Below are 19377 nucleotides of genomic sequence, written 5' to 3' on the forward strand. Positions count from 1 at the left end.
CTGCTCCTACAGCATTAGCGGCTCGTTCCGGGTGGTCAGTTTGCCGCGGAATCAGGTGGTCAATTTACCGCGGAATCGGTGGTCAGTTTACCACGGAATCAGGTGGTCAATATCAGCGAATTCTCCACACTTCCATTGGAGTGAAAGTTCAAGAGCCCATAATTGGATTGATGTCTCCAAGCTTTTGGAGGACAGTAATAACCTATACTTTGTTCAAAATGCAATTATAGACATAATTGACACCTTTCATCTTGAAGAGAATTGCGATCTAGTTATCGGTTTAGGATATGAAGGAAATATCATTTCAAGCAAGGCATCAATCAAGTATAATATCCCTTACACATCTTTGCCTTATTCCTACAGATACAGCGATCACCATGATTACGAAAAAAAACTGAATTTTAGTAATGATAATGGTGCCTTCAAGACCGTGATGATTGTTACAGATGTGGTTAACGACGGGAGAACTTTGCGAAAATTAATCAAAGAGCACGAAAGTGCCTTTTTTGAAAAGGTAGAAAGAATAATTGTCCTTTCTCTATTTTACACCGGTCACGAAGAATTGTCTACGGTAACATTAAATAATCCATTATATGAAGACAATGATTACAACGTTAGTAATATTGAATATTATAGTATCAAACAGTTAAGGGTAGAAAAATGCCCCTTTGGTAAGGATTATAGAGAAGAGTGTCTGATTTATAAAGATCAGCTTAGTTGCGTGCATCTTTTTTATGATGAGAGAAATCCCTGATCATAATTATTAGTCCATCGGGAGCCAACCTAATTTTTGTTCAAACTTTTCTCTAAAGTATGTCCTGATATTAGGAGGAGCTTTTCTAACATATTCTTCAGCTTTAATATACGCGTCATCCTTTAATCCTGCTAAATATTCTAATGCGTCTTTCAAAGATGGCGCTTGGGTGCCTTTATCTTCGTAAAACTTCGCAGATAAGTTCGTCCAAATAACAGCGTCGCAATTGGAAGCGATTAACCATTCATGGATAATTTTTTGTATCGCATCTATAGGAAGAGTAGTTCTTTCTAAGCATCCAATTGGTCTGAGTGTAGGACAACCTTCTCGTTTTGCAAGAGAGGTTTTAGCGTCAAGTAGTTCATTTGCATGCATGATAGTCCAATAGGTTTTTGACTGCTTAGCATCAGGGTAAATCACTAAAGTGAGTCGACCATCACTTGACTTTCTGGCAAATTCAAGTGGCAAAACAGGTCCATCTTCCTTCCAGGCTTTTTCTGCATTAAATTCCCGTGGGTCCCATATCAATGATCCCCAGCCAATACATGCTATCTTCATTTTGTTAAGGTAATGCTAAGAGTGGATATTTATAAGTTTTACATCTTATATTCTAATGGACATACATGAGCACATCTGCTACAACCAGAATTTTGTTTCTCATATATACACGTTTGGTGGCTTGTTCTATAATCAACTATTTTCTTATCAATAGAATAATCCTGCAATTTATCCATGTCTATAATATGAGCAGCTACTTTCGATGCTTTGATAGCTTCTATTGTTGATTCAATCGAAGGTATTTTCCCCGTGTGCTCCTCCCTTGTTACAGCAGAAATGATGTCCACACAGCCTAGGAGGCCGAGTACAGTTGCGCCAATTGCTGAAGAGATATGATCTTGACCAATCGATGTATCAGTCGGAATCGGTCCTAGTGGCATGATAGGATAACCCATTTTATCATAAATTTCAGCTACTTGCCTAAGTCGTCTAGTGCTACTATGTCCAGGTCCTTCGATTATTACATCTACCCCGCGTTTTTTTATATAGTCTGCTATTTGCTTCTGTAATTTAAATTCCAGTAGCTGGCAATCATCAAGGCTATCAAAAATATTTGATGAACGAAAAGACGCACCGATGCTTATTGCAACCTTAGACCTAAACGCTAATTTGATTATTTCATCCAATGTCCTTAAATAGATGTTTTCTACTGAAAAGTTCCGTGCAGCGACATCTTTCATTACCATCACGCCGCCCCTGGACGTCCATGGTACCAACCGATTTTGAGCAAGTTGCATTACGTATTGGTTCACGGTTGGATGTATGGTGATAAAGCTTACTCCACTTTCTATTTGCTCTTGTATTATGCTCAACAATTCCTGATCATCAATTTTTCCTCTACTTGCATTGCATTTGTAGATTGGCAAGGTAGATACAATATATGCGGGAAAATTCTTAATTATCTCTTTATATAAAGCTGTTTTACTATGTTCTAAACTAAGATCCGATATTATATCTGGTTGATCGTTAAGTTCCAACGCAGCTATAGCTTCAATTTTCTTTAGTTGCTGTGTTGCATCCTTTTGCGATGTAGCACCGGTAAGAACTGAAACTAAAGTTCTTGAATCTCGACCTGCGCGCTTAACTCCTTTTTTATAATATAAGGAAACCTCTTTTTTATCCATAGTGATCAAAGCAGTATTGCTTTAACTAACTGCAAAACATCAAGATGGCCAACACGTTTTTGTTTTACATTTTCGATAAAGCCGTTGTCATAATGGTTCAATCTCTCATTTATAATTCTAGATTCTAAAAGGTACCAAGTTTCCTTGTTACTGTCTTTGAAAAACGGTATTACTATACATCCCATATCAAGTGCTACCTCAATTTCAGCCTTAGTGCCCATGCCGCCATCAAAAGCTATCATTACTTGGGTGGCCCTAAGTAAAGGGGTTCTCCATTGCTTCAGTAATGGCAGCAATGATACATCGTTTGCGAACTTTGAGTTAAAAGCATATGGATTTGGAAAAAATCGTAATCTTTTATTAATGTCTGCATTATCGTCAATTAACGCCTCCATGAAAAACCTTGATGATATTCTCATTAGTCCTGAGGATTGTCCATCGTTGAGAATTACATCCTGCTCCTTTGCTAGGGCTTTACCTAATTTTTCCGCTTCCTCATCATTTTTACTATCGTGAGAACCGCTAATAAATACACTTTTTCCTCTTGATTTAAGCGATAGTTTTTGTAAAATAGGAAGCAGGTCAGCATACTCAACAATCTTAATTACACGAATTCCATATTTCCTCAAATTTCTGCACCACAACTCAAACTCTATATCACCTTTTTGATCCTTTAATATTAAGTAATGTTGCCGTGTATTATTACCTGCAAGTCGCCTAGCCTCGGTGATTATATTTTTGATATTAGGGTCACCATAACCATATCCAATAAAAAGGAAAGACTTTTGTAATAGATCCATTCTCAAACGCTGTGCAGTTGCAGGTCTATTAAGCAAAAAATCCTCATAGTCTGATTGGCTAATGACAATATCTCGGTTGGGAGAATTAAATATGCAACCGTGCATCTTGATTATCTCGATTTTGCTTTCTGGAACATCCCTAGATACCGCTTCATCATTAAATTTCACATCTATTATAGCGTTTGAAAATGCCTTTTCTAACAAATCGTCATAATTAGTTGTCCAGATAGTTTTAAGATTTGTGTTGGCTATATATTCATGATAGGCATTGGGAGTAAAACTTCTTCTTAGTTTTCGCGATATTCCGTTTATGAACGGCCCACGATTACCTGCTTCATCGTTAATAACATATTGAGCCATCAGAGGCATATCCTTGCCTGATAGATCACTTATTCCGATTTTATCTGTAAAAGGCTTAATTAAATTAATCCAGGTTGGAAGATTAGAATTTACTGAAATACCTGCGCCTATAAAATAGGCAGCATTACCGGCAGCAAGTTCTCCAGCAAAGTCGTCAATGAATTGTGATATATCTTGGGACATAAGCGTGTGAAAGGGATTTCATTATTAGAGCAATATATAGGATAAATTTTGAAAAATGTCTGTTTCTAATTCTTATTTATGCCTTCAACAGCATATGGTGATGAAATCCAAAATTGTTAAGGCTTTTTATATGGAGCGCTTTCAATTAAAGCAACTTATTTTAGTCCAAGGTCGTTATTTATATACCGCCCCCTGTTTTCACTAAAAATCAACAAATGTTAATGAAAACAGGGGGCGTCCTCAAACGGGCGGGCGATAGCCCGCCGTCCGGCAATTTTTAAAAACAAGGGGGAATCCTCCCTCTTGATAGCATTAATTAAATATCATCAACCTGCTAAGTTAATTACACTTGTTGGCGACCTCGCAGCTGGATTTTCAACTCATAGGCGAACTATATATGCAAGCTATATCTAACCGTCGCAATGGACAATACTTCACGCCTGAGCCACTATGTGACATGATTGGAATGATGCAAGTAGATAACGATTCAGAACTAAAAAAAACCGTACTTGACTCATCCTGCAGTAGTATAAGAATGTTCCTCAGTGCAGCAAAGCTAAACCGGCATATGAAATTCTACGGTGCAGACCTGGATATAACTTGCTGCAAAATGGCTCTTGTCAATATGCTGTTTAATCCTTAAGTGGAGAGGTCGCCAGATTCAGAACTAAGTAGATCTCCTAGAAAGCCAACCCTGCTTTTACAACTCCATGCAGCATGTGAGACCTGGCTAACCGATTAATGGTTTACAAGGCAGTCTCTTTTAACCCGACTCAAATGCTGGCGGCCTCGTCAGGATCTTTTATTAGAATGTATACCCAAGGCTTACGCCACCCGAAAATTCAAACTTTTGGGCTATTAACGGATTTGCGCTTAAACGAAAGTTAATGCCTTTATTTAAAGGTTGGTAACGGTATCCAACAGTAGAGGTAGCAACCACGCCTGTTTCAGTTTTAAAACCCCAAAAATTGTTATAATTATCGACTCCTACATTAGTGTAAGTCGCACCTAAACCAACTTCTAAAAAATGACTTCGTTTACCTACCAGGTAGTTGATTTGTACAGGGACAGATTTTGCTGAAGAAAGGTAAGCCACTGGAAAATAACCAAATCCTATACGACCTCCAAATCCGTCTCTGCGTTCGCCAAAACGGGTATCGTAATTAACTGATACCGTAATCCCAGGCCCCAGGAACTCAGCGTACACATTTTGAGCGCGTTTATCCGATTGAGCTTTAGCTGTGTTTATAAATAAAATGCTTATTGCAATAGTAAGTAAAGTTTTATAATGCATAATGTTTGGGTTTAAGTCCCTAATATACACATTTTCTTAGCTTTTGCTAAATGATCACCTGATGCTCACCGCATCGTTAAAACCTCTATAGGAATTACATCAACCTTAGTTGCGGGGGAATCGTGTTTTGATAGCGATGGCCGATTAAAAAAAATAGTAATTAACAAAACAACTAAACACGGCATTTATAGCTTGAAAAGCCACATTAGCTACAAAACAACAAAGTCTCTTAGCAATTTGCTAAGAGACTTGGAGTGCACCCACCTGGGCTCGAACCAGGGACCAAAAGATTATGAGTCTTCTACTCTAACCAACTGAGCTATAGGTGCCGAAAACTTTGTTGTTTTTCGAGGCGCAATATTACATATTTGCGCTCAATTAACAAAAGCTAAAATGAAAAATATCAAAAACATCCTTTTCGATTATGGCAATGTGATATTCACCATTGATTTTGCGCGGGCACAGCGCGCGTGGACTGAGCTGGGTATCAGCGATTCGGATAAGTTTTTTGGACATTTACAGCAGGATCCGCTTTTTGATGCTTTTGACCGCGGCGAAATCAGCGCTGACATCTTTCGCGACAGGATACGCGAAATTGCCGGCAGCCCTACCCTAACCGACGAGCAGATAAACGACGTGTGGAACAGCCTGCTGATAGGCGTGCCTCCCGGAAATCATGAATTGCTGCTGAAACTAAAGGACAGGTACCGCACCTTTCTGCTTAGCAATATCAACGCCATCCATTATGACCATATTATGGATTACCTGAAACGCGATTTCGGTTTCGACGGTAACGATCACCTTTTCGAAAAACTGTACTACTCGCACCTTACCGGTAAGCGCAAACCTGAGCCGGCCATATTTGAGCAGGTATTACAGGAGAACAACCTGAAGGCGGAAGAAACCCTGTTTATTGATGATAGCCCCCAGCACATAGCCGCTGCCAAAGCATTAGGCATACAAACTTTTTTAATGGTGCCGCCTGATACGGTGCAGGACTTTTTTAACAGGAACGGCTTGCTGTAATTCCGTTAAAAAAATCTCCCCCGCCCGGGGGAGATTTTAATGGATTTAGTTAAACGATTACAGCTAAATTATCCCTATCAGTATAGATTGAGTGATGTTACCAACCGCCACCTAACGCATGGTACACGTTCACCAGCGCGTTCATTTGCGATTTTTTGGTTTCTATCAGCTCAAACCTGGCTTCCAGGGCGTCGCGCTGGGTGAGCAGCACTTCCATGTAATCGGCCCGGGTTGACTGGAATAACGCGTTAGAAATATTAACCGACCGTGATAATGCCTGCACCTGCTGCGATTTTAAACCATAGCTTTTACCGAGGTTGCTTATTTTTGCCAGCTGGTTGGCTACCTCAACATAGGCATTTAAAATAACCCGCTCGTAATTGTACACCGCCTGCAGTTGTTTGGCGCTGGCAGTGTAATAAGTGGCCTTAATGGCGTTGCGGTTTATCAGCGGCGCGGTAAGGTCGCCGGTAAGCGAATACAACAACGATTCAGGCGTTTTTAACAGGTATGATGGGTTGAACGCCCGGTAGCCTACCGATGCAGATATGCCAAACGAGGGGTAAAACCGCGCCTTTGCTACCGCTACGTCCAGCTTGGCGGCGGCAAGGTCCTGCTCGGCCTGCCTGATGTCGGGCCGGTTAGCCAGTAGCTGCGAAGGCAGTCCGGCGTGTACAACATCGGGCACCATAGCCTCAAAGCCCTGCATATTGCGCGGGATTGGCCGGGGGTACCTGCCCAACAAAAAATTGAGTTTATTTTCTGTCTCTGTTATCTTCTGCTCAATATCATACTGAATGCTTTTGGTATTTAGCACCTGCGCCTCAAACCTGCGCACGGCCAGCTCGGTAACCCGCGCGGCGTCCTTTTGCATTTTCACAATCTTAAAAGCGTTGTTCTGTATCTCGATGTTTTGCTTCACTATAGCCAACTGGTTATCCAGCGCCAGCAATTCATAATACGAGTTGGCTATTTCGGCTATCAGGTTGGTCACCATAAAGTTTTTACCTTCAACCGTAGCCAGGTAGCGCAGCACCGCGGCTTTTTTTGCGTTGCGCAGTTTATGCCATATATCTATCTCCCAGGTGGCATACAGCCCGGCCTGGTAATCGGGCAGCGGCTCGGGCCTTTCTTTATCGGGCACTATCTCGGTACTCTCTTCCAGCGCGCCGATATTGGTATACCGCGGCGACTTCTCGATACCTGCCCCTGCCCTCGCGCTGAGGAAAGGCAGGTACTCCCCTTTTCGGGCCTGTATTTCGGCCTGGCTTATCTCAATTTCGCGCAGCGTGATGTTCAGTTCCTGGTTACTGTTCAGCGCGCTATCTATCAGCACGGCAAGATATGGGTCGGTAAAAAATTGCTTCCACTGTACCCTCGCTGTATTGGCGGTGTCTGCCGGGGTATCGTTATTGTAACCGGCCGGCGTTGCCTTGTTAGCCGCCCGCTGGGTTAACGCCGGCACATTACACGCGGCGCAGGGTAAGGCAAGGCAGGCTATTATTATGTAGTTATTTATGCTGTTTTTAAACATGGCTATCGTCATTTAGTGTACTTTTTTTGCGCGACCACGGGAACTTCCGCTTCTTTTTTGGCTTCTTGCCGGTGTGGTGCATAAAATCCTCGGTAAGCGGCACTTCGTCTTCATCCCTTATCAGGTGGCGGCCATCGGCCAGGCTGGCAAATACATAGTACAAACCCGGCACTATGATAACGCCAAAAACGGTTCCGAGCAGCATACCCCCGGCGGACGATGCCCCAATGGTACGGTTACCTATAGCACCCGGACCGGTAGCGAAAATCAACGGGATCAACCCGGCAATGAAGGCGAAGGATGTCATGAGTATCGGGCGGAAACGTACTTTGGCACCTTCAATGGCGGCATCGAGTATGGTGGCGCCCTGCTGGCGTTTCTGCACGGCAAATTCCACTATCAGTACGGCGTTTTTACCCAGCAAACCTACCAGCATCACCAGGCCCACCTGCGCGTAAATATCATTTGATAAGCCCATCAGCTTAAGTAACAGGAAAGCGCCGAACACTCCTACCGGCAATGACAGCACCACCGCAAAAGGCAGTACAAAGCTCTCATACTGCGCGGCCAGTACAAAATACACAAAGGCCAATACAATAAGGAAGATGTAAAGCGCTTCGTTACCCCGGTTTACCTCATCTTTTGACAGGCCAAGCCAGTCGATACCATAACCGCGCGGTAAGGTGGTTGACGCCACTTCCTGTATGGCTTTTATCGCCTCGCCGCTGCTGTACCCGGGCGATGCGGCCCCGTTAATGGCTGATGCCGTATACATGTTAAAGCGGGTAATCTCATTCAGTCCCTGCGTTTTCTTAATTTTCATAAACGCCGAGTAAGGCACCATTTCGTCGCGGTTGTTTTTTACGTACAGCTTTAGCAAGCTGTTAGGCAGGTCGCGGTATTGAGGCGCGGCCTGTACGTACACTTTATAAAATGTACCAAACCTGATGAAACCCTGTTCGTACGTGCTGCCTATCAGTATAGACAGGTTATCCATCGCCTTCCCTATTGACACGCCTTTTTGCATAGCGGCCTTATTGTCAATAACAAGCTCGTACTGCGGGTAGTTTGATGCGAAGAACGTGAACAGGCCGGTTAGCTCCTTCCGTTTATACAGCGCGGCCATAAAATCGTCGTTTACTTTGCCGAAAGACTTATAGTCGCCTGAGTTTGTTTTATCCAGCAATCGGAGCGAAAATCCGCCCGCGGCGCCGTAGCCGGGTACTGCCGGCGGCTGGAAGAACTCGATGGTAGCCCCCGGTATCTCATGGGCCTTTTCTTCCAGTTCCTCAATAATCTCAGTCACGTTATGCTCCCTGTCCGACCAGTCTTTAAGGTTGATCAAACAGGTGCCTGCGTTAGAGCCACGGCCTTCTGTAAGCACCTCATACCCGGCCAGCGCCGAAACCGATTCAACACCATCCACCTCTTTGGCTATGTGCTGCAATTTGCGGGCTATATCATTAGTACGCTCCAACGTTGAGCCGGGTGGGGTTTGAATGATGGCGTACACCATACCCTGGTCTTCATTAGGTATAAAGCCCGTTGGCAGTGTGTTGGATGTTATCCATATGCCGCCGCAAAAGGCTATCAGCAACGCAAAGGTGATCAGCCTGCGGGCAACAATAACGTTAAGTAACCCAACGTACCGGCCGGTTACACGTTCAAACCAGTTGTTAAAACCATCTATCATCCTGTTTAACGGCGATTTGCTGCGCGGTTGGCCATGCGTGTTGCGTAATATCATGGCACACAGTACCGGCGTAAGGGTAAGCGCCACCACGCCCGAAATAACAATGGATGTAGCCATGGTGATAGAGAACTGCCTGTAAAAGATGCCTACCGGCCCCGTCATAAACGCTACGGGCACAAACACGGCAGTCATCAGCAGTGTAATGGCGATGATAGCACCGCTTATTTCATGCAATACTTTTTTTGTGGCCTTGTAGGGTGTAAGGTGTTCTTCGTGCATCTTGGTGTGCACGGCCTCAACCACTACAATGGCGTTGTCAACCACTATACCAATGGCCAGTACCAGCGCAAACAGCGTAATAAGGTTGATGGTGAGGCCAAACAACTGCATAAAAATAAACGCGCCGATAAGCGATACCGGCACGGCCAGCGTTGGTATCAGCGTGGAGCGCCAGTCGCCCAGGAAGATGAATACCACGATAGCCACCAGTATAAATGCCTCGGCAAGTGTATGCACTACCTTTTCTACCGAAGCATCAAGGAAACTGGATACGTCATAACTGATCTTGTATTCCATCCCGGCAGGGAAAGAACTCGCCTTTATTTCCTCCAGCTTTTCTTTTACCTCTTTGATGATCTCGTTAGCGTTACTGCCATAAGTTTGTTTCAAGGTAATGGCCGCCGAAGGATGACCGTCCATATTGGAGTAAATGTCATAAAATTCGCTGCCCAGTTCAACGTCGGCCACATCTGCCAGGTGCAGGCTTTCGCCGTTGGCATTTGCGCGTATGATGATGTTTTTATACTGCTCAGGTTTGTTAAAGCGCCCCTCGTAAGTAAGTACATATTCCAATGATTGCGAGCGCTTGCCCGAACTTTGGCCTATACGGCCGGGCGTACCAATAATGCTTTGCTCTGCCAGCGCGTCCATCACCTCTTCGGTTGATACATTGTAGGCGCGCATACGGTCGGGCTTAAGCCATATACGCATGGCGTACTGGCGGCTACCCAATATTTTAGCACTGCCCACGCCTTTAAGTCGGCTCAGCTCGGGGATGAGGTTAACGCCCGCAAAATTATACAGGAATTTCTCATCAGCATGCGGATCCTTACTATACAGGTTAACATACATCAGCATGTTTGGCGAAGTATAATTTACAATAATGCCTTCGCGCTGCACCAATTCGGGCAGGTTGTTTACTACCTGCTCAATGCGGTTTTTTACGTTAACTACCGCCTGGTTCGGGTCGGTACTTAAATCAAAAATTACCTGCACAGTGGCCTCGCCCGCGCTGGTGGCGTCTGATGTCATGTACAGCATGCCGGGGGTGCCGTTAATGGATTTCTCCATCGGGATAAGAACTGAATTAACCAGTACATCGGCACTGGCGCCCGGGTATGCAATGTTTACCACAACCATAGGCGGCGCTATGGACGGAAACTGCGACACAGGCAGGGTATTTATGGCCAGTATACCCATAAAGATGATCACTAATGACATGACAATAGCGAGTACCGGCCTTTGAATAAATTTATTAAACATGATGTTAAATTTTAGGTACTCAAACTATTCTGCATGCAGTTTCAGCTGCGATGTGGCCATCTTTGGCTCTTCGTACTCATAAGCTATCTTGTCGCCCTCTTTTACCTTACGCAGGCCTTCAAGCAATATCTTGTCAGTTTCAGCCAGGCCGGATGTAACCGCGTAGAGGTCCTCCATATCGGCGCCTATGGTTATTTCTCGCGACCGTACTTTGCTGTCTTTATCCAGTATGTACACATACTTTTTATCGAGCACCTCAAAAGTGGCCTTCTGCGGAATAATGAGCGCATTTTTAAGTGGAACTACCATTTTTATGTTCCCGGTTTCGCCGTGCCGAAGCAGTCGGTCGGGGTTCGGGAATGTTGCCCTGAAGGGAATGTTACCTGTTTCATTGTCAAAATCGGCCTCAATGGTTTCCACCACGCCCGGATGGCCAAACTGCTGGTTGTTTGCCATAAGCAAACTCACCTGCTGATTATCTTTTGAGCCTTTAGCTTTGTACTCAAGATATTCAGCTTCCGGAACGTTAAAGTAAACCCACATTTTACTATTATCAGCCAGCGTGGTGAGCAGATCGCCTTCGTCTAAAAGGCTGCCCTGCCGCACCAAAAAGCGGTCGATAATGCCATCAAACGGAGCGCGTATCTGGGTAAACTGCAGGTGCACCTTGGTTAGGGAAAGGTCGGCGTTGGCCTTTTCGAGCTTGGCCCGGGCCATGGCCAGTTCATTAGGTGCAACAATGCTACTATCTGCTAATCGTTTGGTATTGCGGTATTCTATCTGGGCAAATTTCACTTCAGCCTGGGCTTTCTGCAGTTCTGCCTCGTATAACCTGGGCATTATTTGAAACAGCAGCTGGCCTTGTTTTACAAACTGGCCTTCGTCCACATATATTTTTTCCAGGTAGCCGCGTTCCTGTGCGCGTAGTTCGATATGGCGTATTGACCGTATCTGGCACACATAATCGTTCACTACAGACGTATCCTTTTTAAGCGGACTGGTCACCAGCAACTTTGATTCAACTTCTTTTTCTTCTTTTTTAGAGGTACAACTCGTATGGCACAACAAGGCTATAAGGCCTATCAGCACGAGGATTTTATTCATGACAATAATTTTTAAGCAGTAAATTTTTTTTGAAACGGGGCATATGCATACAAAGGCCCCTGCTGTGTTAGTATTGCAACTACCACGGCAAATAAAGCGCGTGCAGGCTTAAAATACCTGCTTAAAAATTATCAGATCCGGATTACGTGAAGCAAAATATGCCGTGAGGAAGATGGAAAAGATGCCTGCACGGGCGTAAAGGTTAACCCGCCCTGCGGCGGGCTACCCGGCATAGGTGGCCTGAATACCGTAAAGTAATCGCTCAATTCAATAAAACGTTTGCCGGCAGACGATTCTACCTCTTCGGTTTCCGTTTCTTCACCGCAAAAGGTATTACCTGTTTGGTTAGTGTTTAGCAGGCCACCAGTAATAGCGGCACGGGCCGGAGCAGCAGTGGAGCTAACGGCAATAGCAACGATTTTGCGGTTGGAATGGCAATGATCGCTGTGATTTGAGTTGGCATGTAAATATCCGTATCCCCCTAACAGGAAAAAGCTCAGAAAGAATACAGATTTTAATAACAGCCTCATTTAGCCAATAGCATTAATAACTTGGGGCAGCGAATAGCCGGTTATGGTTTTATACCAACGCTGCTAATTTAATAATATTTCGATGAGATAATTATTCTCTTCAAAATTTTTACACTATTTGATTGCCATTTCGTTAGTGTGGGGCATCAACATCAACGCTTAGTCCGCGGTTGCCGTGTAGCACTGATAGTATTTTCACAAATCGTAAGGGTTGAAGCTGCAAAAGCCTCACCCGTCAACGGCAGTGCAGGTTGCAGTTCCATCTAAACCCTCTCCAATTGGAGAGGATATCACTGACAGTGCGTTCATCACAAACTTTTAATGGGTGAGGCCGCAGATATCGTCTAAATTTTCCGCCTTCTCTTTTCCTTCACTATCAAACTCAACTCTCTACTCATTTGCCCGGCAATGGCTGTATTTTCCTGGGCGCGCCTAAACAGGTAGGGCAATACGGCCTCCACCGGCCCGTAGGGAACATACTTGGCTACGTTATAGCCGGCATGCGCCAGGTTAAAGCTCAGGTTATCGCTCATGCCCAGCAATTGCGAAAAGTAAATGTGTGGATTCTTATGATCAATGCCATATTCATCAAGCAAATCGGCCAGCAGGCGGCAGCTTTGCTCGTTATGGGTGCCGGCCACTATGGCAATAGTGGCGTGGTGCTGCACCGAATAACGCACCGCCTCATCATAGTCGCGGTCGGTGGATTGTTTATCCGGCTGTATCGGCGACGGATAGCCCAAGTCGCCGGCCCGCTTACGCTCCTTTTCCATATAGGCGCCGCGTACAATTTTAGCGCCCAAAATAAATCCTTCTTTTTGCGCAAGGGCATGGTCGGCTTTCAACGATGCCAGTTTATCATGACGGTATAACTGGTACGTATTATAAACTATAATGCTTTGCTTGTTAAACCTGCGCATCATATCAAGCGCAAGGCCGTCAATGGTTTGTTGTATCCAGCTTTCTTCGGCATCTATCATAACTGGGACGCCTTCGTTAAACGCTTTTTGGCAGATGGCCAGCACTCTTTGCTGTACCTTTTCCCATTCGGTATCCTCATCAGGTGTTAACGGTACGCCCTCGTCCAGTTTTTCGAGCAGGCCAAACCGGCCAACGCCAGTAACTTTAAATACAGTAATAGGAATAGCACTGTTGCCTGAGGCGGTAATTATTGTGCGGATAATTTCATCGCGCGTATGGTCAAACACCTGCTCTTCATCCTCCCCTTCAACTGAATAATCCAAAATGGTACCCACCCGGCCCGATGCCAGGTTTTTTATAGTACCGGCGCATTCTGCTATAGTTTCGCCGCCGCAAAAGTGTTTAAAGATGGTAGCCTTTATCAGTCCCTTAACTGGCAGGCCTATCTTAACGGCAAAGTTGGTTACGGGCGGACCTATCTTCACCAAAAAATTATAATTAAGGATCTTGAAAAGCCAGTATGCCCGCTTTAAGTGGCGGTTAGAGGCATGCCGGAAAGCTATCTCAGTATTTTCAAAAGATAGTTCACCGGCGGGCGTAGTGCTGCCGTGAGGAGAATATGAGGTCATACAGCAAATTTAGAAAATGCATTTACATAACCCATTATCGCGCCAATAGTTTATTTTTGCCACACCATGATCGAATTTGAATTACGCGGCGAGTTTATCCCGCTGATACAGCTGCTTAAAGCTACTAACCTGGTACAAACCGGCGGCGAAGCCCAAATTGTGGTTACCGAAGGACAAGTGAAATACAATGGCAGCGTTGACTACCGCAAACGCTTAAAAGTACGCCGCGGCGATGTGGTTGAGTTTGGCAAACATACGATCAGGATAAAATAATTTATGGATACTATTTATAGCGACGGCTACCCTATTTTTTTTGAGAACGCAGTTGATGAGCTAACGGCTTTTATAAAAAACGGCAAATACTCCCGTGTTTTTATTCTGGTTGACGAAAATACATCGGTACACTGCTTGCCTATTGTACAGGATAAATTAGGCAATGCCGATAACTACGATATAATTGAGATAAACGCAGGTGAGGAATGTAAGAACATTGATTTTTGCATTGGCGTTTGGAAGATGCTGATAGATTTTGGTGCCGACCGCAAAGCCCTTATGGTAAATTTAGGCGGCGGCGTTATTACGGATATGGGTGGTTTTGCGGCGTCTACTTATAAACGCGGTATTGATTTTGTGCAGGTACCTACTACCCTGCTTTCGCAGGTGGACGCTTCGGTTGGGGGAAAAACCGGCATTGATGTAGACAGTGTAAAAAACATCATTGGTACCTTTACCCAGCCTAAAGCCGTATTTATTGACTATGATTTTTTACAAACCCTGCCACCACGGCAAATTTTATCAGGCCTGGCCGAAATGCTTAAACACGGCCTTATACTGGATGCCAGTTACTGGAACCAGCTTAAACAAGCCGACCTGCATAACCCGCCTGCCGAGCTGATACATGCATCGGTAATACTAAAAAATAAGGTGGTTATGGAAGACCCCACCGAACAGAACATCCGTAAGAGCCTGAACTTCGGCCATACGATAGGCCATGCGGTGGAAACATGGTCGTTAACGCATGACGGCGACCCGCTTACGCACGGCGAAGCCATAGCCATTGGCATGCTGTGCGAGGCTTATTTAGCTTATAAACGCACCGGGCTTAGTAAAAATGAACTGGATGAGATACAGTTTGTAATAGGCGGCCTGTATCAGCATTATTCGCTTAACCCGGCCATGTATGAGGATGTGTACAATATTATGCTGAAAGACAAAAAGAACATTGACGGTAAAATTAACTGCACGCTGTTAAACCGCATCGGCGAGTTTAATATTGATAACTTTTTTGAAAAAGAAGAGTTGTTTGAGGCACTGGATTATTACGCAGGGTTGTAGGTAATATCTAACTCGTCATTGCGAGCGATAGCGTGGCAATCTCTTTAAGCGAGGCAGTCGTGAAGATCTAAAGAGATTGCTTCGTCGTTCCTCCTCGCAATTACGCGTTGGGTGAAGTTAGTAAACCGACCGCGTTAGGGATTGAAGCGGATACCTGCCAAGTGGTTAAGGCCTGTGGGCGTATGAGCGTACAGCCCGGGCCGCAGGCAACGCCCTATCAACAAACTGATTTAAGAACTTACATTATATATGTAGGTACAAAATTATATAAAGACGATATCGTTCCCTCCATTCCAGAAATTATAACACCGGTATCTGGACAACATTACTACCCAAAAAATAAAAAAATATTTTGCACGTATTATTTATTCCCGTACATTAGCGGCACAATAAAACAATGATAGTTAACAACGCATATTTTTACGGTTACTACTTTTACTTTAACAGTACGAGCCGGGCTTAATATGCAAAAACATATATAAAGAAATTAAAAGTCCCGGCCTTGAAAAAGACCGGGACTTTTTGCTTAATAACGCTTTTATGCCAAACACAAAACCAAGGGTTGCCATACAAGGAATACGCGCCTCGTTTCATGAGGAAGCGGCCTTCAGGTATTTCGGCGAGGATATTGATACCGTGGAGTGCAATACTTTTAAAGAAACCTTTGAGGCACTTAAAAAAGGTGAAGCTGATTATGTTGTAATGGCCATTGAAAACAGCATTGCCGGCAGTTTGCTGCCAAATTACACCTTGTTGCTTAATTACAACTTCCCGGTGGTTGGCGAAGTTTACCTGCCCATACAGTTGCACCTGATGGCTTTGCCGGGCGTAAAGTTTGAGGATGTTAAAACCGCCATGTCGCACCCGATAGCCATACGCCAATGTGTTGATTTTTTTGAAGGCTTTCCGCATATTAAGGTAGTTGAAAGCAATGATACTGCTGCTTGTGCCAAACGTATACGTGACGAGCAGTTGACTGACACGGTAGCCATTGCCAATACCCTTGCCGCCAAAATGTACGGACTGGATATACTGGAGCGGCGTATTGAATCGAACAAGAAAAACTTTACCCGTTTTTTAATACTAACCACTCATGAAAATGCCGGCAAGGTAGAGCCCAACAAAGCTTCGCTATGTTTCCAGGTAGGTAATGAGGTTGGTGCGCTGGCCAAAGTGTTAAATATACTTGCTGAGCAAAACGTGAATATGAGCAAGATACAAAGCATGCCGGTATTGGGTAAGCGTAACGAATACAATTTTTACGTAGACGTAGAGTGGAGCGAGCAAAAGCAATACGATAACGCCATACGCCAGATATTGAAATACACACACAACTTTAACATACTTGGAGAATATAAGCGATATGAGGAAGTTGTGTAGTCGATAGACGATAGTCCATAGACCATAGTAGGAAGTATATAATAAACAAGAATCAAAATATTAAATAAATCAAAAAACAACAACCATGGACCATCGACTATGGACCATGGACTAAAAAAAGCACCATGAAACTAGATTTAAACATACAACCCCTAAGCACCTGGATAAACACAGGTAAAGAACCACTGGTGATTGCAGGACCATGCAGCGCCGAAACAGAAGATCAACTGGTTGCCACCGCGCACCTGCTGGCAAAAACAGGTAAAGTAGCCGCCCTGCGTGCCGGTATATGGAAACCGCGTACCCGCCCGGGCGAGTTTGAAGGTATTGGCAGCATTGGCCTTGAGTGGTTAAAGCGTGCTAAGCAAGAAACCGGTTTACCAACAGCTGTTGAGGTTGCAACTGCTAAACACGTAGAAGAGGCTTTAGCGGCAGGCGTTGATATTCTTTGGGTAGGTGCACGCTCAACTGCCAACCCTTTTACCGTACAGGAAATTGCTGATGCCCTTAAGGGTACTGATGTGCCTGTGATGGTTAAAAACCCGGTTAACCCTGACCTGTCTTTATGGGTTGGCGCTTTGGAGCGTATTAACCGTGCAGGTATTACAAAACTGGCTGCTATTCACCGCGGCTTTTCATCACACGGTGCTTCCACCTTCCGTAACGAGCCGATGTGGGATTTAGCTATCAGCTTAAAAACCCATGCGCCTGACCTGCCTATTATTAACGACCCAAGCCACATTACCGGCAACCGCGACCTGATAGGCTACATATCACAAAAAGCATTTGACCTGGATATGCAGGGCGTTATGATCGAATCGCACATTGACCCATCAGTTGCCTGGACCGATGCTAAGCAGCAGGTTACTCCTGCCGCCCTGGTTGAAATTATTGAGAACATTACCCTGCGCAAACCTGAGGTTAAAAACGCTGCAGTTAGTGATAAACTAGCTGAACTGCGCAGCAAAATTGATAAGATTGACGATTTACTTATTCAGAAAGTTGCTGAGCGCATGACTATTGCCGAGCAAATTGGTAAACATAAAAAAGATAACAACATCACTATTTTACAGGTTAACCGCTGGGAAGAGATTTTAAAGAAAACTACCGATTACGGTAAAGCTTTAAAACTAAGCCCTGAGTTTACCGAGAAGTTTTTAGAGCTGGTACACGCCGAGTCAATCCGTCGTCAGGGCCTTATCCTTAATGAAGGACTGGATCAGCCAAAAGAAAATTTAACGCACGCCTAATTGCAGATGAGCAACATTATTCTGCATAAAAAGGATAAAATAGCCAAAGGCACCATCCAGCTAACCGGCTCAAAAAGCGAATGCAACCGCGCCTTAGTTATTGAGGCGCTGAGCCAGGGCCGCGTGAAGGTTAAAAACCTTTCAGACGCTGCCGATACGGTAACGCTGGCGGGGATTTTGAAAAAAGTTGTCGAGAATGGCCATAGTCCATTGACCATAGACCATAGTCAAAAATCTTCTATCCATGGTCTATCGACTATTGACTATGGACTACAGACTATTGACATTGGTCCCGCCGGCACGGCTATGCGTTTTTTAACCGCTTATTTTGCAATACAGCCCGGCGAGGTAATACTTACAGGCAGTGCGCGGATGAAGCAAAGGCCAATTGGCTTGCTGGTTGATGCCTTACGCAAATTGGGCGCTAACATAAGCTATGTTGAAAACGAGGGCTTCCCTCCCATTAAACTTGGCGATGGCTTTGCCCAGCAAACCAATGCCGTGAATATTAAAGGCGATATCAGCAGCCAGTACATTACCGCGCTGCTATTGATTGCCGCCCGTTTACCGCAAGGCCTTGAGTTGCACATTGACGGTGAACTTACATCCCGCCCTTATGTTGAAATGACTTTGGCGATGTTAAAGCAGGCGGGTATACAGCACAATTGGAGCGGAAACGTAATTACCATTGCCCAGCAGGAGTTTACAGACACGGCCTTGCCTGTTGAACCGGACTGGAGCGCGGCATCATACTGGTATGCCATTGCGGCACTGGCCGACGAAGCAGAACTGTTTTTACCAGGCTTAACCTCATACAGCTTACAGGGCGACAGCGTGATAACCGAGATTATGGCCAACTTTGGCATAACCTCGCAGTTTAAGGATGGCGGCGTTTATTTAACAAAAGAGCCAAAGCCGCTTAGTAGAAAAATATTTGACATGAAAGAGTGCCCAGATCTGGCACAAACCGTTATAGTGGTATGCGCTGCGCTCGGTCACGAAGCGACGTTTACCGGGTTGGAAACCCTTAAAATAAAGGAGACCGACCGTGTAGCCGCCTTGCAAAACGAGTTGGCTAAAATGGGCGTTAAATTGGTTGAGAAAGGCCAGGTTTATAAATTGGACTGCAGCGGGAAGTTTATACCGGAACGCATATTTATTAACACTTACGAAGACCACCGGATGGCCATGGCCTTTGCACCACTGGCCCTGCTGATGCCTGAAGTAGAGGTAGAAGAAGCTAAAGTGGTAGAAAAATCATACCCGGCATTTTGGGAAGATTTGACCAAAGTGGGTTTTATTACACAATAAAAATAATCAATGCGTCATTGCGAGGAACGAAGCAATCTTTGGATGTACA

The 19377-nt window shown here is 44.6% G+C and carries 17 protein-coding genes and 1 tRNA gene; 8 read left to right on the forward strand and 10 right to left on the reverse strand.

Going from position 1 to position 19377, the window contains the following annotated elements:
* On the forward strand, positions 1 to 754 hold a 754-nt coding region (locus tag DJ568_RS00005), incomplete at its 5' end, for a phosphoribosyltransferase domain-containing protein (RefSeq protein WP_233496593.1).
* A gap of 9 nt (positions 755 to 763) precedes the next feature.
* On the opposite strand, the gene DJ568_RS00010 is transcribed toward DJ568_RS00005, so the two are convergent.
* From DJ568_RS00010 to DJ568_RS00020, 3 genes are read right to left on the reverse strand one after another with little or no spacing between them, the layout of a single operon-like run.
* A complete protein-coding gene (locus DJ568_RS00010; RefSeq protein ID WP_114003184.1) occupies positions 764 to 1312 on the reverse strand; it encodes a hypothetical protein in 549 nt (182 codons plus the stop codon).
* A gap of 38 nt (positions 1313 to 1350) precedes the next feature.
* Entirely contained in the window at positions 1351 to 2436 is a 1086-nt protein-coding gene (locus tag DJ568_RS00015; RefSeq protein ID WP_114003185.1) for a phosphomethylpyrimidine synthase ThiC, read from the reverse strand.
* Positions 2437 to 2441: 5 nt separating this feature from the next.
* On the reverse strand, positions 2442 to 3779 hold the full coding sequence (locus tag DJ568_RS00020) for an SIR2 family protein (protein WP_114003186.1): 1338 nt from the start codon (positions 3777 to 3779) through the stop codon (positions 2442 to 2444).
* 397 nt (positions 3780 to 4176) lie between these two features.
* On the opposite strand from DJ568_RS00020, the gene DJ568_RS17595 reads away from it, so the two are divergent.
* Positions 4177 to 4422 carry an N-6 DNA methylase gene (locus DJ568_RS17595; protein ID WP_147238675.1) on the forward strand — a complete coding sequence of 82 codons (246 nt, stop codon included), beginning with the start codon at positions 4177 to 4179 and terminating at the stop codon, positions 4420 to 4422.
* A 162-nt stretch (positions 4423 to 4584) separates the two neighbouring features.
* Here the strand turns inward: DJ568_RS17595 and DJ568_RS00030 are convergent, their stop codons facing one another.
* A complete protein-coding gene (locus tag DJ568_RS00030; RefSeq protein WP_147238676.1) occupies positions 4585 to 5073 on the reverse strand; it encodes a hypothetical protein in 489 nt (162 codons plus the stop codon).
* Between the two features lie 255 nt (positions 5074 to 5328).
* Positions 5329 to 5402: transfer RNA gene (locus DJ568_RS00035), tRNA-Ile, on the reverse strand.
* 64 nt (positions 5403 to 5466) lie between these two features.
* On the opposite strand from DJ568_RS00035, the gene DJ568_RS00040 reads away from it, so the two are divergent.
* Positions 5467 to 6099, forward strand: a complete 633-nt coding sequence (locus tag DJ568_RS00040) for an HAD family hydrolase (protein ID WP_114003189.1) — start codon at positions 5467 to 5469, stop codon at positions 6097 to 6099.
* Between the two features lie 97 nt (positions 6100 to 6196).
* Here DJ568_RS00040 and DJ568_RS00045 read toward each other — a convergent pair whose 3' ends face one another.
* The 5 genes from DJ568_RS00045 to DJ568_RS00065 form a co-directional block, all read right to left on the reverse strand.
* Entirely contained in the window at positions 6197 to 7645 is a 1449-nt protein-coding gene (locus DJ568_RS00045; RefSeq protein ID WP_233496594.1) for a TolC family protein, read from the reverse strand.
* Entirely contained in the window at positions 7626 to 10868 is a 3243-nt protein-coding gene (locus tag DJ568_RS00050) for an efflux RND transporter permease subunit (protein ID WP_114003191.1), read from the reverse strand. The genes DJ568_RS00045 and DJ568_RS00050 overlap by 20 nt, the downstream gene beginning before the upstream one ends.
* A 24-nt stretch (positions 10869 to 10892) precedes the next feature.
* Positions 10893 to 11972 (reverse strand): efflux RND transporter periplasmic adaptor subunit, encoded by a 1080-nt coding sequence (locus DJ568_RS00055; RefSeq protein WP_114003192.1) that lies wholly within the window; start codon positions 11970 to 11972, stop codon positions 10893 to 10895.
* A gap of 131 nt (positions 11973 to 12103) precedes the next feature.
* A complete protein-coding gene (locus DJ568_RS00060) occupies positions 12104 to 12502 on the reverse strand; it encodes a hypothetical protein (RefSeq protein WP_114003193.1) in 399 nt (132 codons plus the stop codon).
* Positions 12503 to 12846: 344 nt separating this feature from the next.
* Complete coding sequence (locus DJ568_RS00065) at positions 12847 to 14052, reverse strand: proline dehydrogenase family protein (protein ID WP_114003194.1); 1206 nt, start codon at positions 14050 to 14052, stop codon at positions 12847 to 12849.
* A 66-nt stretch (positions 14053 to 14118) separates the two neighbouring features.
* On the opposite strand from DJ568_RS00065, the gene DJ568_RS00070 reads away from it, so the two are divergent.
* The 5 genes from DJ568_RS00070 (at position 14119) to aroA (ending at position 19328) form a co-directional block, all read left to right on the forward strand.
* Complete coding sequence (locus DJ568_RS00070) at positions 14119 to 14325, forward strand: RNA-binding S4 domain-containing protein (RefSeq protein WP_114003195.1); 207 nt, start codon at positions 14119 to 14121, stop codon at positions 14323 to 14325.
* 3 nt (positions 14326 to 14328) lie between these two features.
* The gene (gene aroB, locus DJ568_RS00075; RefSeq protein WP_114003196.1) at positions 14329 to 15387 is read left to right on the forward strand and encodes a 3-dehydroquinate synthase; all 1059 of its coding nucleotides are present in this window, start codon (positions 14329 to 14331) and stop codon (positions 15385 to 15387) included.
* A gap of 540 nt (positions 15388 to 15927) precedes the next feature.
* Entirely contained in the window at positions 15928 to 16767 is an 840-nt protein-coding gene (locus DJ568_RS00085) for a prephenate dehydratase (protein WP_114003198.1), read from the forward strand.
* A 125-nt stretch (positions 16768 to 16892) separates the two neighbouring features.
* The gene (locus DJ568_RS00090) at positions 16893 to 18017 is read left to right on the forward strand and encodes a chorismate mutase (RefSeq protein ID WP_114003199.1); all 1125 of its coding nucleotides are present in this window, start codon (positions 16893 to 16895) and stop codon (positions 18015 to 18017) included.
* A gap of 6 nt (positions 18018 to 18023) precedes the next feature.
* Complete coding sequence (gene aroA / locus DJ568_RS00095) at positions 18024 to 19328, forward strand: 3-phosphoshikimate 1-carboxyvinyltransferase (protein WP_114003200.1); 1305 nt, start codon at positions 18024 to 18026, stop codon at positions 19326 to 19328.
* The last annotated feature ends 49 nt before the right edge of the window (positions 19329 to 19377 follow it).

The sequence above is a fragment of the Mucilaginibacter hurinus genome (assembly GCF_003324525.1).
Classification (GTDB): domain Bacteria; phylum Bacteroidota; class Bacteroidia; order Sphingobacteriales; family Sphingobacteriaceae; genus Mucilaginibacter; species Mucilaginibacter hurinus.

Excerpts from the sequence above, each read along its gene's own strand:
- DJ568_RS00055 (WP_114003192.1), bottom strand. The coding sequence starts at position 11,972 with ATGAATAAAATCCTCGTGCTGATAGGCCTTATAGCCTTGTTGTGCCAT.
- DJ568_RS00070 (WP_114003195.1), top strand. The coding sequence starts at position 14,119 with ATGATCGAATTTGAATTACGCGGCGAGTTTATCCCGCTGATACAGCTG.
- DJ568_RS00090 (WP_114003199.1), top strand. The coding sequence starts at position 16,893 with ATGAAACTAGATTTAAACATACAACCCCTAAGCACCTGGATAAACACA.
- DJ568_RS00010 (WP_114003184.1), bottom strand. The coding sequence starts at position 1,312 with ATGAAGATAGCATGTATTGGCTGGGGATCATTGATATGGGACCCACGG.
- aroB (WP_114003196.1), top strand. The coding sequence starts at position 14,329 with ATGGATACTATTTATAGCGACGGCTACCCTATTTTTTTTGAGAACGCA.
- DJ568_RS00030 (WP_147238676.1), bottom strand. The coding sequence starts at position 5,073 with ATGCATTATAAAACTTTACTTACTATTGCAATAAGCATTTTATTTATA.
- DJ568_RS00050 (WP_114003191.1), bottom strand. The coding sequence starts at position 10,868 with ATGTTTAATAAATTTATTCAAAGGCCGGTACTCGCTATTGTCATGTCA.
- DJ568_RS00015 (WP_114003185.1), bottom strand. The coding sequence starts at position 2,436 with ATGGATAAAAAAGAGGTTTCCTTATATTATAAAAAAGGAGTTAAGCGC.
- DJ568_RS00060 (WP_114003193.1), bottom strand. The coding sequence starts at position 12,502 with ATGAGGCTGTTATTAAAATCTGTATTCTTTCTGAGCTTTTTCCTGTTA.
- DJ568_RS17595 (WP_147238675.1), top strand. The coding sequence starts at position 4,177 with ATGCAAGCTATATCTAACCGTCGCAATGGACAATACTTCACGCCTGAG.
- DJ568_RS00045 (WP_233496594.1), bottom strand. The coding sequence starts at position 7,645 with ATGACGATAGCCATGTTTAAAAACAGCATAAATAACTACATAATAATA.
- DJ568_RS00085 (WP_114003198.1), top strand. The coding sequence starts at position 15,928 with ATGCCAAACACAAAACCAAGGGTTGCCATACAAGGAATACGCGCCTCG.
- DJ568_RS00020 (WP_114003186.1), bottom strand. The coding sequence starts at position 3,779 with ATGTCCCAAGATATATCACAATTCATTGACGACTTTGCTGGAGAACTT.
- aroA (WP_114003200.1), top strand. The coding sequence starts at position 18,024 with ATGAGCAACATTATTCTGCATAAAAAGGATAAAATAGCCAAAGGCACC.
- DJ568_RS00065 (WP_114003194.1), bottom strand. The coding sequence starts at position 14,052 with ATGACCTCATATTCTCCTCACGGCAGCACTACGCCCGCCGGTGAACTA.
- DJ568_RS00040 (WP_114003189.1), top strand. The coding sequence starts at position 5,467 with ATGAAAAATATCAAAAACATCCTTTTCGATTATGGCAATGTGATATTC.